The sequence below is a fragment of the Paenibacillus sp. MMO-177 genome (assembly GCF_037147795.1).
GTDB lineage: Bacteria > Bacillota > Bacilli > Paenibacillales > Paenibacillaceae > Pristimantibacillus.
The window spans coordinates 18,124-34,896 of sequence record NZ_JBBCUR010000013.1; the positions used below are offsets into that span (position 1 = coordinate 18,124).

The 16,773-nt window shown below is 51.8% G+C and carries 13 protein-coding genes; 4 read left to right on the top strand and 9 right to left on the bottom strand.

Annotated features, from left to right (window positions below; genetic code table 11):
- Positions 1-133 precede the first annotated feature (133 nt).
- Complete coding sequence (locus WFK81_RS27015; RefSeq protein WP_336790088.1) at positions 134-1,012, bottom strand: carbohydrate ABC transporter permease; 879 nt, start codon at positions 1,010-1,012, stop codon at positions 134-136.
- A gap of 18 nt (positions 1,013-1,030) precedes the next feature.
- Positions 1,031-1,996: an ABC transporter permease gene (locus tag WFK81_RS27020; RefSeq protein ID WP_373312760.1), complete on the bottom strand. Its 966-nt coding sequence runs from the start codon at positions 1,994-1,996 to the stop codon at positions 1,031-1,033.
- 162 nt (positions 1,997-2,158) lie between these two features.
- Here WFK81_RS27020 and WFK81_RS27025 point away from each other — a divergent pair, with 162 nt between their 5' ends.
- The 3 genes from WFK81_RS27025 (at position 2,159) to WFK81_RS27035 (ending at position 5,620) form a co-directional block, all read left to right on the top strand.
- Positions 2,159-2,422, top strand: a complete 264-nt coding sequence (locus tag WFK81_RS27025) for a hypothetical protein (RefSeq protein ID WP_336790090.1) — start codon at positions 2,159-2,161, stop codon at positions 2,420-2,422.
- A 304-nt stretch (positions 2,423-2,726) separates the two neighbouring features.
- A complete protein-coding gene (locus WFK81_RS27030) occupies positions 2,727-3,884 on the top strand; it encodes a sensor histidine kinase (RefSeq protein WP_336790092.1) in 1,158 nt (385 codons plus the stop codon).
- Positions 3,885-3,994: 110 nt separating this feature from the next.
- Positions 3,995-5,620 (top strand): response regulator transcription factor, encoded by a 1,626-nt coding sequence (locus WFK81_RS27035; protein WP_336790094.1) that lies wholly within the window; start codon positions 3,995-3,997, stop codon positions 5,618-5,620.
- Between the two features lie 18 nt (positions 5,621-5,638).
- Here the strand turns inward: WFK81_RS27035 and wsfD are convergent, their stop codons facing one another.
- From wsfD to WFK81_RS27070, 7 genes are all read right to left on the bottom strand, one after another.
- On the bottom strand, positions 5,639-7,711 hold the full coding sequence (gene wsfD / locus WFK81_RS27040) for a glycan biosynthesis hexose transferase WsfD (RefSeq protein ID WP_336790096.1): 2,073 nt from the start codon (positions 7,709-7,711) through the stop codon (positions 5,639-5,641).
- A 185-nt stretch (positions 7,712-7,896) separates the two neighbouring features.
- Positions 7,897-8,754 carry an inositol monophosphatase family protein gene (locus tag WFK81_RS27045; protein WP_336790098.1) on the bottom strand — a complete coding sequence of 286 codons (858 nt, stop codon included), beginning with the start codon at positions 8,752-8,754 and terminating at the stop codon, positions 7,897-7,899.
- Positions 8,755-8,927: 173 nt separating this feature from the next.
- Positions 8,928-9,746, bottom strand: coding sequence for a sulfite exporter TauE/SafE family protein (locus WFK81_RS27050; RefSeq protein ID WP_336790264.1), 819 nt, complete (start codon positions 9,744-9,746; stop codon positions 8,928-8,930).
- A gap of 116 nt (positions 9,747-9,862) precedes the next feature.
- Positions 9,863-10,879: a UV DNA damage repair endonuclease UvsE gene (uvsE, locus tag WFK81_RS27055; RefSeq protein ID WP_336790100.1), complete on the bottom strand. Its 1,017-nt coding sequence runs from the start codon at positions 10,877-10,879 to the stop codon at positions 9,863-9,865.
- Positions 10,880-10,885: 6 nt separating this feature from the next.
- Complete coding sequence (locus tag WFK81_RS27060) at positions 10,886-11,203, bottom strand: hypothetical protein (protein WP_015842440.1); 318 nt, start codon at positions 11,201-11,203, stop codon at positions 10,886-10,888.
- Between the two features lie 41 nt (positions 11,204-11,244).
- The gene (locus WFK81_RS27065; RefSeq protein ID WP_336790101.1) at positions 11,245-12,372 is read right to left on the bottom strand and encodes a D-alanine--D-alanine ligase; all 1,128 of its coding nucleotides are present in this window, start codon (positions 12,370-12,372) and stop codon (positions 11,245-11,247) included.
- Positions 12,373-12,396: 24 nt separating this feature from the next.
- Positions 12,397-13,770: an amidase domain-containing protein gene (locus WFK81_RS27070; protein WP_336790102.1), complete on the bottom strand. Its 1,374-nt coding sequence runs from the start codon at positions 13,768-13,770 to the stop codon at positions 12,397-12,399.
- 189 nt (positions 13,771-13,959) lie between these two features.
- On the opposite strand from WFK81_RS27070, the gene acnA reads away from it, so the two are divergent.
- The gene (acnA, locus tag WFK81_RS27075; RefSeq protein ID WP_336790104.1) at positions 13,960-16,662 is read left to right on the top strand and encodes an aconitate hydratase AcnA; all 2,703 of its coding nucleotides are present in this window, start codon (positions 13,960-13,962) and stop codon (positions 16,660-16,662) included.
- Positions 16,663-16,773 lie beyond the last annotated feature (111 nt).

The following is a 16,773-nucleotide window of genomic DNA, read 5'->3' on the forward strand; positions in this document are numbered from 1 at the left end:
TTTTCCCCCCGTAAAATGATTATTATAGCATGAGAGCGCTTTATTCACTCTCAAGTAATACTATAGTCTTGGTTATTACTGATAGAAATACCATAATTTTGAGTAACATGCCATTTTGTTATCTTCTTAATTTCTACTCTTTTACCGCGCCAAGAACAATCCCTTTGACGAAAAACCGCTGCAGGAACGGATACACAACCAGAACCGGGAGCATCCCGATAAAGATTTGAGCCGCCTTCACCGTACGCTGGGAAATGTTCTTCAGCTCATTCACGTCCGGGTTCAGCTTGCTGAAGTCCTGCTGTACGATAATCGTCTGCAGGAAGGTTGCAAGCGGATAGTTGCGGTAGTCGTTAATATAGAGCAAAGCGTCAAACCACGCATTCCAGTTGCCAACGATCGTAAAGAGCGACATGGTAGCAATCGCCGGCATAGCCAGAGGCAGATAGACCCGGAACAGAATCGAGAAATGTCCCGCTCCGTCGATAAAGGCCGCTTCCTCCAGCTCCTTTGGCGTGGCGCGGAAGAAGTTCATCAGGAGAATCATGTTGAATACGGCAACGGAGCCCGGAAGAACAAGCGCCCAAATCGTATTCATCATATGAAGATTGCGAATGACGATGTAAAGAGGTACTATACCGCCGCTGAACCACATCGTAAATACGAAATACCAAGCGTACCGAGTGCGGGCCTTAAAAGCGGTCGTATCCTTCGACAGCGCATAACCGCCAAGCGTGATAACGGCCAGTGTAATGGATGCGCCAAGCGCCGTACGCCCGATCGAGATCCAGAACGCCCGGAGGAAGTTCGGATTGTTCATTGTTTTCGTATACGATTCGGTATTGAAATCCACCGGCCACATGCCGACCAGATGCGCATTCGCGGGAGCGCTGGCACTAAAGCTGATCGCGAGTATATGAATGATAGGTATAATACACAACAGGCCCGCAAGAGCCAGGATTAAATAGTTGAATATCGAGAAAGCCCGATAACCGAATGTCTTTTGATACATGTGCGCAGGTCCCCCTTTCTAGAAGATTTTATAATCCGCATATTTTTGGGCGAGCTTGTAACCGACGATAATGAGCACAAAACCGATCAGCGATTTGAAAATACCTACGGCCGTGGCCAAGCTGTACTGCCCGTTCAGAATACCCGTGCGGTACACGAACGTGTCTATAATGTCGCCTTTGCTGTAGACAAGCGGGTTATACAAGTTGAAGATCTGGTCAAAGCCCGCGTTCAGTATATTGCCAAGCGCCAGCGTCCCCACTACGATTACGATCGGCAGAAGCGATGGAATCGTTACATGCCAGGTCTGCTTCCAGCGGGTCGCGCCGTCTACTTCCGCTGCTTCGTAGAGTGCCGGATTCACGCCCGCCAACGCCGCGAGGTACACGATTGTGCCGTACCCGAATTGCTGCCAGACATCGCTAAGCACAACGACAAACCGGAACCAGTTCCCGTCGCCCAGGAACAGAATGGACTCCTTCACGCCAAACCAGTTATGAAGCACCGAGTTAATAATCCCGTCCGACGCCAGCATGTCATTCAGGATCCCCCCCAGGAATACCCAGGAGATAAAGTAAGGCAGATAGACCAGCGTCTGCACCGTACGCTTGAAAGGATTAAAGCTGACTTCGTTTAGCAAAAGAGCAAACACAAACGGCACGATAATGCCGCAAATAATTTTTAGTCCGGCGATCAGCGCCGTGTTCGTAATAACCTGCTTAATGTCCGGATAATCGAACATAAATTTGAAATGCTCAAGCCCTACCCACTTGGAATGGAAAATGCCATCGTACGGTTTGTAGTCTTGAAAAGCGATAACCAATCCTCCGAGAGGCACGTACACGAATATAAATTGCAGGATTACCGCCGGAAGCAGCATGATATGAAGCGGCCATGTCCTCTTCAGAAATCCTCTCGATTTTGATTTGTCGGTCTCCTGTCGCAAGACCTCATTGCCGGCTATCGCCTTTGTCGTTGTCCCCATCCCCATTGTCCTTTCCGCGATTCTATTTGTCGATTGACAGCGTTTCATCATGATGTATAGTAAGTATAGCAATCGGGGAATCGCCAAGTCTGCGCCAATGATTTTAGAACGATACCCGGATTTTTTGTTTTCATTCACTTTGATGCGGGGAGACGGACAATCATGTCGCTGCGATTGAATACGTTTACAAAAATAGTCGGCATCATCGTTTTGCTGCTCATTCCGATTATCGCTCTCTACTGGTTCTCGAATAAGACAAGCATGGACGTTGTGATGAATGAAGTAGAAATCTCCATGCACAAAGACTTGTCCTACTTTGCGGCCCAGACCGATGAGACTGCGGAACGGCTGGCGAAAAGCGGCCTTATGATAACCGAGGATATTAACGTCCGTACCCTCGAATTTTTGGAGATCCACCCTATATGAGCAAACGGATCAGAAAATTCGCATTGCCGACAAGCTTCGGCTCATTAATGCCTCCTCCGATTGGGATACAACGATCAGCATCTATGCGCCGGCCACGAATACCTTCGTTTCAACCGACTTTCACCTGGGATACGATAAGGATCTCGTAGCGAAAAACTATTCAAAGGTCTGGAAATATACCGAGAACGTTGCCCCCTATTATCAGAACAATCCAAGGTTTGTAAGGTTTCTCAGCGAGCCCTACGACAGCTCCTCCGGCAATGCGGGAGTTATCGTCGAAGTCAGCTTCGCCGCTGACGAATTAGTGAAAGCGCTTGAGCGCTTCAAGGCGGGCAGCAAGGGAGATGTCTTCTTCACCTCGCCGGACCGGAAGATTCTCGCGGTTAACGGCTCCGATACCGGGCTGCAGAAGAAGCTGCTTGCCGAGGTGAATTTGGAAAAGCTGTCGGAATCGCAGTATACCCGCATTAAGCTTGACGGCATCGAATATACCGTCAACAGCGTATACATGCCCGAGCTTGGCTGGTATCTTTTTGACTACCTGCCTATCGATGACGTTGTCAGACCGATTACGGCAAACAGCAATCTCTTTTACATCTGCATCGTGTTCCTTCTTATCGGCAGTACGATTGCGGCCTATGTGCTGTATACGAATGTGCAGGTTCCGATCCGGGAGCTGATTCGCGGCGTGAAAAAGCTGAAGAAAGGCGAATATCCGAAGCTGAAGGTGTTCCATCCGAACAACGAGTTCCACTTCCTGCTCGTCAGCTTTAATGACATGGCCTCCCAGATCGAGCAGCTTATCCAGAACGTGTACCTGGAGCAGATTCGTTCAAGGGATGCCAACCTGAAGCAGCTGCAGTCGCAGATTAATCCGCATTTCCTCTATAATTGCTTCTCTCTGATCCGCAGTCTTACGAGACTTGGGGAAAAAGAATCCGTTATGGAGCTGGCGCTGCATCTCAGCCGGTATTACCGGTATACAACAAGGTCCGAAAGGCAGCTGGCTTACCTGCGCGAGGAAGTGGAGCTGGTGAAGAGCTACCTGGCGATCCAGGCGATGAACGTCCAGGATATGACCTATGTCATTACGATCCCGGAAGCGATGGAGGAGCTTGAAATTCCGCGTTTAATCCTCCAGCCAATCGTCGAAAATGCCGTTCTGCACGGCCTCGAGCCGATCGGCGGCGGCGAGGTGCGAATTACCGGCTCGCAAAACGACCGGTACAACGTTATAACCGTCACCGACAACGGAGTTGGCGTAACGGAAGAGCAGCTGGCCCAATTAAAGCTGCAAATGTCGATGCCTCCAACGGAGGATAAGGGCTGCGCCCTGTGGAATACACGCCAGCGGATGACTCTGCAATACGGACAGGAAGCCGGAGTCCGGCTGATCCGCGGCGATGACGGCGGACTTACCGTGGAGCTGTATTGGCCTAATGATAGTGACGGGAACCAATGACGTAAGCAATTCTTAAAGCATATCCTTACGAAGCAGAATTGCTTCGCAATTCTTAAAGCATATCCTTACGAAGCAGAATTGCTTCGCAATTCTTTTAGGAGGAACAACAAATGCGCCAACTACTAATTGTAGACGACCAATCGATACTTGCCGACGATCTGGCAGATATGCTGCCATGGGAGGAAGCCGGCGTTGATATTGTCCATAAAGCTTATTCCGGTCCGGAAGCCATTGGGCTGCTGCATGAGCATGCCATAGATGTCGTGATTACGGATATCCGCATGCCGGGCATGACAGGACTGGAGCTCATTCAGGAAATCAAGCAGAACTGGAAGCATACCAAATGCATTCTGCTATCGGGTTACTCCGACTTTGAATATACGAAGCAGGCTTTGAAGCTGAAATCCAGCGACTATCTGCTGAAGCCGGCTTCGGACGACGAGCTGCTGACTTCGGTCCGCCGCGCAATCAAGGAGCTTGAACAGGAGTGGCTGGAGATCAGCTCGATGCAGCGTGCGATGTACTCCTTGCGGGAGCAGCTGCCGAAGCTGAGAGAATATCTGCTTCTGGATATGCTGAGCGGCAAGCAGTCATTGTCCCCGCAGCGCTTGTCCAAAAAACTTGCCACTTACACGGTACCGTTCCAAGAGAACGACGATTTCCATGTGATGCTGCTCCGGATTGACGATGAAGATCGTCTCTACGATGACGGAGAAAGCGAGGCCTTAATCGATTATGCGCTTTCCAATATCGCGGAGGAAGTATTCGGCGACCAGCTGGATATGTGGCATTGCAAGGATTCGAACGGTTTTATCGTTTGTCTCCTGAAAGCCAAAGCCGGTTCAACCCTAACAAGCGAGCTGGATGAATGGATTGAGAGCCACGCCTTCCAGCTCCAGCATGTCGTGAAATCGTACCTCAAGGTTGGCATCTCCATTCTTACGAGCAAAAGAGGCACATTCCCGCAAGATGTCGGCCCTCTCTATCAGACGTCCATTACGAACTTCCGCCAGTTCATCGGCAGCGAGCAAGAGCTGTTTGTGTCGCTCGCAAAGGAGCCGACGCGCGGCACCCCGCAGCTGCTTGGCGAGCTGTACCGCCCGCCATCCGTGCTGCAGATGCTGGAGCTTGGCCAATGGGATGCCGCCGGCGAGAAGCTTGAAGCGATCTTCCGCGAGATTGAGGAGGAATGGCGGGGGTCCCAGGAGCATGTGCTGGAAGCCTACTTCTCGATTGCCGCAACGCTAGCCGCCCTGGCGCATAAAAACAAAAAATGGCTGTCCGATATGATTGGGGATGACTTCCACGCGTTTGCAAACGGCAGCCCGATTCATACGGTTGACGAACTGCGCGCATGGACGGCCCGGACAATCGATTCCTACCGGAAATCGGTCAATTCGGAGGATAAGGATTCCCGCTCCGGCATTATCCGCAAGGTGCAGGAGTACATTCACAATCATCTGGAGCAGGCCTCCCTTCACTCCATCTCGGCGCATGTTTATCTCAATCCCTCCTACCTGTCGAAGATTTACAAGACGGAGACGGGCGAAGGCATCAGCGAATACCTGCTGCGCGCGAGGATGGAGAAATCGGCCGACCTGCTTGCCCAGACGGATGAGAAAATCTATGAAATCTCGGTTATGCTGGGCTATCAGAAGCCAAGCTACTTTATCCAGCTGTTCAAAAAGCATTTTGGCATCACGCCACAGGAATATCGGAATAAGGTGACAAATTAGCCAGCTCTTTGCATTGGTTCAGAGTCTAACCCACATAACCGGCCGTATCCCCAGTTCCTTATCCACCTTGCGATGATAGACCTGATAATCGGAAGAAACGATTCGCGATTTGTTGGTGCTGCCGTAATAAGGGGTGGAAAGCCAATAATCGACGGGTAATACCGAAGCGGTCTTAGATAGGTCAAAAAGCTGCTTCACATCGTCTACTGACGGCAATGTTAAATATGCCGAATAGGTTTGCCGAAATGCCCGGTCACTGTTCTGAGCGGCATATTTAATGGGCGAAAAAAAGTAATGGGGCCGGTCCCCTGCTTCTGCCTGCTGCGGATTATTGTGGCCGCATATCGCGTAATATTCTGCATAACCAATGCGATTCCGCTCATCATGCGTAAACCATTCATTAATATAAACGGCGTTCAAACTTTCATGAATGCTTGCTTTCGTATAATCGTTAGATGTTTCATCATACGCGCTGCGAAATAAAGCGTCTTTAGCAATCACCTTTGCCCAACCGTCATTCTTCTCCAAAACATACCATTGAATGGGCTTGCCAGCTATACGGCCAAGCGTCAGCATTTCCGGTCTGCTCGAATAAAAGGAAATGACGATCAAAAAAGCAGCGGTGACAATCCCTACACGCCAGAACGTTCGACTCTTAAAATCAAGATTGTCCAGCAGCAAAACGATAATCAGAATATCCAAATGCACATTTAATAAAAACATGTGCTTCTGCAAATCCGCGTTACCGTTGCTTACAATGGGGACAATGAATTGCCCCGCTGCGGCCCCCATCAGCGCCAACCGCAGCAGGATGCTGTATATGCTGGCCTTTCTCCGCAGCAGGGCAACCACATTAGCTGCAGAAAGGACAAGGATAAGACCTAGAAACAGAGAAGCTGAGCCGGAGAAACGCTTTCTAATGCTCTCCCATACATTCATTCGATCATCGAACAATAAGTCCGCTTGCTGGGAAGATAAATGAATGTTGGTTAAATAAGTAGGCCGAAGGGGCAAGGCTGCCTCTGCGCTTATATCAAGCTTTTCAGCAAAAAAGGCAGGATGCGTGAAGTAGTATTTTAAAACTTCGAGTTGGCTTATGCGACTAAAAAACAACGTTTGAAAATCAATATCATTTTTCTCAGGATGCAAGGATTGCCGGTTGTATGCGTTCATGGATTCGAACCCGGACAGCTCCCGCGGCAACCCCAAGTCTTGAATAGCCTTCTCCGGCGACGGATTATTGTATAATACGCCGAAAAAAACAGATTGAAAGGACGTATCGTTTTTCATCCATTGCGGCGTTAACTTAACGTAGCTGTAGGATGCAATAAGCATGCCGATGACTAGAACGCAGACCGCGATTTTCTTCTTCAATCCTTCATGTTTGATCACGTAATAAACAAGAGGAACGCACAGCAACAAAGTGGAAGGAAAGTTGGCCGATTTGGATCCGGAAAAAATAAAAAGAGACAGGATTAAGCCTATATAAACCCAATAGCTGTTCTTATTTTTTTCAAGATGCAGAAGCAAGGCAAACGATAGAATAAGAAAAATAAGCGTCGTTGATTCTCCGTAAAAAGAGTTAAAATAAACCAAATAGCCGCAATCTAGAAAAATCAAAGCAAAAATTGCTTTAACTGCAATATCGGCGTACGCATTGTCCTTCCACTTTTCCTTCAAAAACAAAAAAAAAGCAAAGGCGTAAATGAGAATATACTGTACGGTCTGAAAGAATAGGTGAAATAAGTTAGGCGCACGATGGAAAAGCTTGCTGGCTAAGGAGTTAAAGAATAGCGCTATTTTCGTAAACAAAAATTGCGTTGAGTAATATTCCGCAGGGTTATCTCTAACGGGTAAGAATATATTTTTGAAATATTGAAAAACGCTGACGGGGCTGGATAATTGGTACAGATAATCAGCACTCCAATACTTGATCCCACTGATTGATGACAGCCCAAAAGCTCTCATTGTCCTGTTAAAATCCGAATTGTCGGCAAGCCCAATTGTTGCGGGTACATATATCAGGATGGATATGACGATTACAATGAAGATATAGAGAACCGAGTTGCGAATCATGGAGGATTTAAGCAAAAGGTTACACTCCTTGATGTCCTAAAAATTATAGGCATTATTCATAAACTGTGTCCAAAAGTGAATGATTTCATGCGTTTCAAACACCTGGCGGTCCAGGTTTATCCCGCTAAAGAAATGGCACTGGCACTGCCGGTGCATAGGAAAAAAACCGGCTATCGCCGATAGCCGGTTTTTGCAAACTGTTATTTCACCGCATCCGCTGCCGCAAGAGCGTCAAGGAAAGACTGATGCACCTTGCCATTGGACGCTGCGACGTTGCGGACGCCTAAGTTGTACGGCTGCCCAAGCGTATCGGTTACGATTCCGCCTGATTCCTGAATCAGCAGCGCGCCTGCCGCCAGGTCCCAGCTGTTCAGGCCAATCTCCCAGAAGCCGCTTAACCGTCCGGCCGCGACATACGCCATATGAAGCGCTGCCGAACCGCCCGAGCGGATATTGCGGACTTGCGGCGCCAGCGCCTGCAGCCCTTTCATGTTAAGCGGCAGCGCATAATCCAGATCCGCCGGGAAGCCCGTAGCGATAAGGCTCGTCTTCAGGCTATCCTCTTGGGAAACGCTCATCCGCTTGCCGTGCACGTAAGCTCCTTTGCCCTTCTCTGCAATAAACAATTCGTCGCGCATCGGATCGTAGACAACGCCAAGAATAACCTCGCCTTTATGGGCAAGCGCAATGGAGACTACAAAGAACGGAAAGCCGTGCACAAAATTGGTCGTCCCGTCAATCGGGTCGACAATCCACAAATATTCGGCTTCGCTTACTTCCTCCAGCGCGCGTGCGGATGCTTCCGGCCCCGGTTCAACGCCTTCCTCGCCGAGGAAGGAATGATGAGGGAAATGCGTCAGCACAAGACGCTTGATCAGCGTCTCCGAGCCTTTGTCCACTTCCGTCACCAAATCATGAGCGGAATACTTTATATCAAGCTTCTCATAGTTTCCTAGCTTAGACTTAATCCATTCTCCAGCTTTAGCCGCGCAGTTAATCGCCACGGCGGCGAAGCTTTTGCCTCCGACGACGGTGCCCTGCTGATCACTTACAGTCACAGTCCATCACTCTACTCTCATCATAATTTTACCAAACATAGCCTTTTAACTTTTCAATGGTTCTAAAAAAATTGCATGTTCATTTCTTATACGAACGACTTCCCCTGCAAGTTTCGCGCAAGTTGTATAGAGAAAATGTATACTTCGTATATTTTTAAAATATTACCGTAGTGTTAAAGCTTCGTCAAACCCTCGTAGATTAATTGGGCGGCCAGCAGCAAAAGAGTTATCCGCAGCAGCCAAAGCAGCCCTTTTCCGCTCATCTGCCCTGCGATCATCGCTCCCAGCTTGCCGCCGATCCATGCTCCCGGCACAAGCGCCAGCACGATCCAATAATTGATCTCTCCCAGCCAGCCGTGTATCCCGCTCCCCAGTATCGATGAAAGAAAGATGACGAACATAGACGTTGCGGTCGCCGTATGCGGCGGGAAGCGGAACAAGAGCACCATAAGCGGAACAAACAGGGAGCCGCCGCCTATGCCGAACAAACCGGATATCAGCCCCACCGCAAACCCGATGGCCAGCGCGGGAACAATCGCGTAACCGTACGTATGCTCCTGCCCCTTGGCATCTACTATCGTACGTTGGATCGGCCATTCCCGGTTGATGGGCTTTAAGTAATCGCGCGCAACGAGCAGCCCTGCCATAAGCAGCATAAAAACACCGAAGGACAGCGAAAAAGCGGCACCTTGAAACCGGCTGGTCAGCGCCGAACCGATCATAGCCGCAGGTCCGCTTGTAATAAAAAACATCCAGCCGCTCTTGAAATCTACCAGCTTCTTCTTCGCATAGCTTAGCGTAGAGGCAAGCGCCGTAATAATAAGCATCGTCAGCGAGGTGCCCACCGCCGTTGCATGACTAATCTCGCCTCCCGTCAGCTGCGGTCCCAGCAGCATAAGCACCGGTACGATAATAATGCCGCCGCCTAGACCGACTATACTGCCAAACATCGCTGCAACAACGCCAAGCAGCACCAGCAGAATCCATTCCAACACGTAACCTTCACCGCTTTCCCGCTCATGATGTCTCTAGAAACTATGTATCATCCGTTCACAAAATAACACCGTCAATGCCGTCCTGTTCCGGCGGTACTTGACGGTGTTATCGCTTAAGGGTCGATCTGCACGGTACCGCCGTCCAGGATCCGGATTCCGTTTCCTTGCGCGGCCATTTCCTTTAAGTCCTCCATCAGCTTGAGCAGCGCTCCATCCTTGTGCTTCGCCTCCAGCATGCAGTCGATCCGCGGCGTTGCAGCCGCAATGCTCCGGAGAAACTGCACCAGCGGCTCCGGCTCCACGTAATCGGCATGCCCCCGCGGATCGGATAGGCTTTTGGGGCTTGAAGCATGGATTTTGGGCGGAAGCCCGCCTTCTTCAAGGCCAAGACGCTGCTCCTCCAGCGTCCACGTACGGGCAATCCGCGGCCACAATCCGCCGGACAGCTCGTCCATTGCGACATCCCCGCTGTTCACCGCATGATGGTGGATGTCGAGGACCATGGGAACGCCAACGGCTTCGGCAGCCGCAATCGTTTCCCTCACATCAAACGTTTTATCGTCATTTTCGAGCGTAACCCGATGCTTGTACCGTTCAGACAATGCGCCAAACTGCTGGACGAAACGCTCGCCGGACAGCTTCTTATCGCCATAGGCTCCACCCATGTGGATATTGCATTTCACCGTCTCCGGCAGCTCCATCGCTTCAAGCATCCGAATATGGTAATCGAGATCCCGTTCCGATTTGACCAGGACATCAGGCCGATTCGTGCTGAATACGCAGAAATGATCGGGATGGAAGGAAGTCCTCATCCCCGTCTTTTTCGCATAATCGCCAATCTCTTTCAAGGGCGGACGAAGGACGGGGAACGGGTCCCAGTCCAGAAGATCCTCATGCGTTGCGAGCGGAATCAGCTTGGACGAGAACCGGTACATATGGATATCATGGGCATTGGCATGCTTCATGATCCGAAGCGTGTTATGCAGATTTTCCTCCGCAATCCGCTCCAACTTCCTTATTCCGGCTTCCCGGTCATTGAGCTTGCTGAAGTTCGCAAACGTCATCGTCCGAGAAGGTGAAGCATTCTCTATAATCGTGCTCATGGCGACAAATCCGAACCGGACGATCATATTCCATTATACCCTCTCTCCGAAAAACATCTCGTACGCGAGAGCCGTCTGAATGCGCGCCTCCTCTTCCGTCAGCTTGCGCACCAGCTCCATCTCCACTTCCGTCACTTCCTCGCCTTGGAAATTAATTTCCGCAATCGAGGCGAGGATGCGAACGATCGCAATCGCTTCGTTATTAGGCGTATACGCGATTACTTTCTGGCCGGTCGGGAAGACGCGAAACCCGCTCTTCACCATTTTGCCCCTACCGTATTCAAGCAATTCATACAGCTCTTGCTCCGATTTGAATTTGCACACGGAATTAAACTCTGTTGCGAAACCCATCCCAATCCCTCTTTTCCTTATAGTCTGAACTAAAGATTCGTTTAGTTGCCGCCGCTGCCCCCGTAATCGATCGTCTGTTTATCCGCATAACGCTTGAACGCCAGCTCGATCAGCTTATCCAGCAAATCCTTGTACGGCAGGCCCGACTCCTTCCACATAAGCGGGTACATGCTAATTGGCGTAAAGCCCGGCATCGTGTTCACTTCGTTAACGAACAGCCGGCCGTCCGTCTTGCGAAGGAAAAAGTCAACTCGCGACAGCCCAGCCCCGTCAATCGCCAGAAAAGCACGGAGCGCCATATCCCGTACCGCTTCCGCGGTCTTGTTCGGAATATTCGCCGGAATATGAATGGTGGACTTGCCGTCCACATACTTCGCTTTGTAGTCGTAAAATTCATTGGACGGAGCAATTTCCCCCGGCACGGATACCTTCGGGTCGTCATTGCCAAGCACGCTTACCTCGATCTCCCGGGCATCCACGAACTCCTCTACGATAACCCTGCGGTCGAACCGGAAAGCGAAATCGATGGCCGCGATCAGCTCCTCGCGGTTTTTGGCCTTGGTTATGCCTACGCTGGACCCGAGGTTGGACGGCTTTACGAAACAAGGGTAACCTAAGGCTACTTCGCATTCCATAATAAAAAAAGAGGCGTCCTTCTCCCACTGCGCCCGGTTGAAATACCGGAAGACGCATTGCGGCAGACCCTCGTAGGCGAATATCTTCTTCATCGTAATCTTGTCCATCCCTGCAGCGGAGGCCAGAACCCCCGCCCCGACATAAGGGATGTCCGCAATTTCGAGGAGACCCTGAATCGTCCCGTCCTCTCCGAAGGTACCGTGGAGCAGCGGGAAAACAGCATCAATCGGCTGTCCCCCGCCCGCCAGCGCACCGCCGGCCAAGCGGTCGAGGAGCGGGGCGAGCGGAAGGTCCGGTATAACCGGCACCGGTGCCCCGTCCACCGGCTCAAGGCGAAGCTCGTCGATTGCTCCCGGCTGCCCGCCAAGCATCGATCCCACTCTCCATTCGCCTAGCCTGGTAATATAAAAAGGCGTTATTTCATATTTTGCGTAATCAAGCTCTCCCATCACCGCAAATGCCGTCCGCAGCGACACGTCATGCTCTCCCGACTTCCCTCCGTAAATCAACCCTAAGTGTACTTTCTGCCCCATTAGGTATCCTCCGGTATGTTATTTTTAGAAGTGGTCCGCAATATGAAAAAAACGGTATCTCGTTTGCTCGGTCCAAGCATAGGAATCGCGATAATCCCAGAACCGGTGGCGGCTCGGAACGGTATTCGCGTTCACGAGCGGCATGCCGGCCGCATCGAAGGCGGTAATAATGGTACTGTGCTGATAGCGGTTGTCTCCGTTCCAGTCGTACGTAATGACGTCGCCAAGCTGCAGCTCTTCCACCGAATGAACAACGGTTGCGTGCAGTCCGGAACTGCGTTTGCCAGACAAGTAACTAGTCAACGCATTGGATACCGCCCAGCTGTAGCTCCACCATTCCTTGCCGCCGTTTCGGCCCTTGTACCACCAGCCGCTTTCTCTTTTACCAGTATAGTTCATAGGCGCGTGGCCTGCAAAGAGACACTGGGAAATATAGTTAGTGCAATTCACCTCGAACTCCTCGTAAGCCGGGTTCCCTTCATTCCACCATCTGTCGGCATAAGCTGCGGCCAGCTCGCGGCGGTAAGGAATGCCTTTGACCCGCTGCTTCAACTGGGGATATTGATCCAAATTTAAAAAAGGAGTTGAACGGAAGACGGAGGCTTCATGGGTCTGATCCAGCTCTTCCTCCATCGCTGCGGTATACTCGGAAACGCCAAACCGCGGCCTCCGCTCGGCAATGACGGGCTCGATCCGGAAGATGCGCCAGGCGCCTCCCGACTGATTCAGCCATAACCGCTCGACTTCGGTCCGCTCCTCCAGATAATAAAGCCCTGACTGCTCCATCTGCCTTTTAATATGAAGCTTCACCAATACGGATACTTCGGCGAAAGATTCGTTGACTTTGATGAGCTCCGCTTTGGTCTCTCCCCTCGCGGGAAGCACGCCGCGGTACAGATCTCTCTCCCGCAGCCGCTCCAGCCGGTAACGAAGCCTCTGGCAGTGGTCTTTGTCTTCGATATAATCATCGAGAGCGGCATAATGCTGATCTGTCTCGGCTTTATTATATAAGTTCACATATTGGGATATAACGGACTTCCACTCCCCGGCTTTCTCCCTTTTCCCGGCGACCGACTGCTCGGTGGAACGGAGCAATGAGGAAAGCTTCGCCCCGGCCTGCTTGCCGGCGGTATGTCCGGCAGACGGCTGGGCAGACTTTGTAGGTGCGGACTGGACGGGTAGCCCGGCGGTTGGTAGTTGATGATTGCTGCTCCGCTGTTCACGGGCGGCATATTCCGGCGCCTCGCCAGAAGGACGCTGCGGTGGTTCCGGCTCATCCGCCTTCATTAAGAACCCGGACGGCTGACTTGTGCGTACCGCCGCCGGCTGGAGCACTAGAGCTTTGCTTGGCCGCTGCTTGTCGGGATGATTCCTTGATTGATCCGATCGCGTAGACATGGCTACCCCTCCCATTCCTGTATTTGCTGGTTCATTATATGAGCAAATGTAAGATTTCATGTAACAATCGCCAGGGGGCTTGGGAACACTACCAGAGACGGCAAAATATCCGGCATTGCGTACAACTTCAGCGCATGCTTACGAAAGCATCTCACAGCCTATTTTCGCATTTTTTTAGGAGGTAAGAAAATGTCCACGAACAACCCTTTTGCGCAGCGCAGCACGCTGGATGCTGCCGGCAAAACCTATGCGTATTACCCGATCGCGGGGCTGGAGAAGCAAGGGCTGGGCCCTGTATCGAAGCTGCCCTTCTCCATTAAAGTGCTGCTGGAAGCCGCTGTCCGCCAATTCGACGGCCGTGCGATAACCGAAGAGCATGTGAAGCAGATTGCTTCTTGGGCTAACGGCCGGATCGATAAAGAAATTCCGTTTATTCCAGCGCGCATCCTCCTGCAGGATTTCACCGGCGTCCCTGTCGTCGTCGATCTGGCCGCGATGCGCGATACCGTCAAGCGTGCCGGCGGCGATCCAAAAAAGATCAATCCGCTCGTTCCGGTTGACCTTGTCATCGACCACTCGGTTATGATCGATTCCTTCGGTACTCCGGAAGCGCTCGAATACAACATCAAGCTTGAATTCAAACGCAACGAAGAACGATACCGCTTCCTTCGATGGGCGCAGACGGCTTTCGATAATTTTCGGGCGGTGCCTCCCGACACCGGTATCGTGCATCAGGTCAATCTGGAGTATCTGGCCTCTGTCGCCGCAATCAAGAAGATTGGCGAAGACACGGTTGTATTTCCGGACTCTCTGGTCGGCACCGACTCCCATACCACGATGATCAACGGCCTTGGCGTTGTGGGCTGGGGTGTAGGCGGGATCGAGGCGGAAGCCGGGATGCTGGGGCAGCCGCTCTATTTTGTCATGCCGGAGGTTATCGGCTTTAAGCTGACCGGCAGTTTAGCCGAAGGCTCCACCGCAACCGACCTGGCTTTAACGGTTACTCAGATGCTTCGTAAAAAAGGCGTTGTCGGCAAGTTTGTCGAGTTTTACGGATCCGGCCTGTCGAACATCAGCTTGGCCGACCGCGCAACGGTGGCGAATATGTCGCCTGAATACGGGGCGACGATCGGCTTTTTCCCGGTGGATGAGGAAACGCTCCGGTACATGCGGGATACGGGACGGGATGAAGAGCAGATTGAGTTGGTCCGGGCTTACTATAAGGCACAGGACATGTTCCGTACCGATGAAACGCCGGATCCGGTGTTTACGGACACGCTGGAGCTTGATCTATCCACCGTTGTGCCATCCCTTGCGGGACCAAAACGTCCGCAGGACCGCGTGGAGCTCACTCATCTCAAGGAAGCTTTTAACGATATTATCAACCTGTCCGTTGATAAAGGCGGCTATGGCTTAAGCGAAGAAAATAAAAATCAAAGAGTGAAGGTTCACCATAAAGACGGCCGGGAGAGCGAAATGGGCACCGGCGCCGTTGTCATTGCCGCCATAACCAGCTGTACCAATACGTCTAACCCAAGCGTTATGCTGGGCGCCGGACTTGTCGCCAAGAAAGCGGTAGCGCTCGGATTAAAAGTGCCGGCTTACGTCAAAACCTCTCTTACGCCGGGTTCGCTGGTCGTAACGGAATATTTCGAGCGCGCGGGTCTAATGGAGCCTCTGGAGGCGCTTGGCTTCCACCTCACCGGCTATGGCTGCGGCACTTGCATCGGCAACTCCGGACCGCTTCCTGATGAGGTGAGCAAAGCGATCGCCGACAATGATATGACGGTGGCGGCGGTGCTTTCCGGCAACCGGAACTTCGAAGGCCGCATTCATGCCCAGGTCCGGGCCAACTATTTGGCGTCGCCGCCGCTTGTCGTCGCTTTCGCTCTTGCCGGCACGGTAAATATCGATCTGTCAAAGGACCCGATCGGCACGGGCGCAGACGGCAAGCAGATTTTCTTGAAGGATATTTGGCCGACCAATGAAGAGGTGCATGAAGCGATCAAATCGGCCGTCCGTCCCGAAATGTTCCGTGATAAATACGCCAACGTCTTCACGCAAAATGGACGCTGGAACGCACTTGAAGTAGCTAAGGGCGAAAGCTACGAATGGGATCCGGATTCGACTTACATCCAGAACCCTCCGTTCTTCGAGAATCTGAGCGAGGATGTCGGCGACATTGAAAATATTCCTTCGGCACGCATATTGGCTCTGCTTGGCGATTCCGTAACGACGGACCATATCTCCCCCGCGGGTAACATCAAAGCCGACAGCCCGGCAGGCAAATATTTGACCGACCACAATGTTGAACGGGCGGACTTCAACTCTTACGGCTCCCGCCGCGGAAATCACGAGGTCATGATGCGCGGCACGTTTGCGAACATCCGGATCCGCAACCAAGTCGCGCCCGGTACGGAGGGCGGCGTTACGACCTATCTGCCGACAAACGAAGTGATGTCCATCTATGACGCTTCGATGAAGTATCAGAAGGACGGAACGAACCTTGTCGTCATCGCGGGTAAGGAATACGGCACGGGCAGCTCCCGCGACTGGGCGGCAAAAGGCACCTTGCTGCTAGGAGTCAAAGCGGTTATCGCCGAAAGCTTCGAACGGATTCACCGTTCCAACCTGGTTGGCATGGGTGTGCTTCCACTTCAGTTTCTTGAAGGCCAAAGCTGGAAGACCGTTGGCCTGACGGGCCGCGAGACGATTGATATTTCGGGTCTGTCGAATGACGTGAAGCCCGGTCAGAAAGTCCATGTCAAAGCGACCGGCGAAGACGGCAAGGTAACCGAGTTCGACGTCACCGTCCGTCTCGACTCCATGGTCGACGTCGACTACTACCGCAACGGCGGGATCCTGCAAACCGTGCTCCGCCAAATTATGTAGGGACTGGCCGCGCGCCCGTAAAGTTCAGGGACTGCCCCGCGATGGGGCAGCCTCTTCTATTTGCTGATCAACCTGTAAAAGTGCAGGTTATTAAGGCCCAAAACCTCTCCC

Coding starts and splice junctions, on each gene's coding strand:
- WFK81_RS27015 (WP_336790088.1), bottom strand. CDS start 1,012: ATGTATCAAAAGACATTCGGTTATCGGGCTTTCTCGATATTCAACTAT.
- WFK81_RS27020 (WP_373312760.1), bottom strand. CDS start 1,996: ATGGGGACAACGACAAAGGCGATAGCCGGCAATGAGGTCTTGCGACAG.
- WFK81_RS27025 (WP_336790090.1), top strand. CDS start 2,159: ATGTCGCTGCGATTGAATACGTTTACAAAAATAGTCGGCATCATCGTT.
- WFK81_RS27035 (WP_336790094.1), top strand. CDS start 3,995: ATGCGCCAACTACTAATTGTAGACGACCAATCGATACTTGCCGACGAT.
- uvsE (WP_336790100.1), bottom strand. CDS start 10,879: ATGATCGTCCGGTTCGGATTTGTCGCCATGAGCACGATTATAGAGAAT.
- WFK81_RS27060 (WP_015842440.1), bottom strand. CDS start 11,203: ATGGGTTTCGCAACAGAGTTTAATTCCGTGTGCAAATTCAAATCGGAG.
- WFK81_RS27065 (WP_336790101.1), bottom strand. CDS start 12,372: ATGGGGCAGAAAGTACACTTAGGGTTGATTTACGGAGGGAAGTCGGGA.
- WFK81_RS27070 (WP_336790102.1), bottom strand. CDS start 13,770: ATGTCTACGCGATCGGATCAATCAAGGAATCATCCCGACAAGCAGCGG.
- acnA (WP_336790104.1), top strand. CDS start 13,960: ATGTCCACGAACAACCCTTTTGCGCAGCGCAGCACGCTGGATGCTGCC.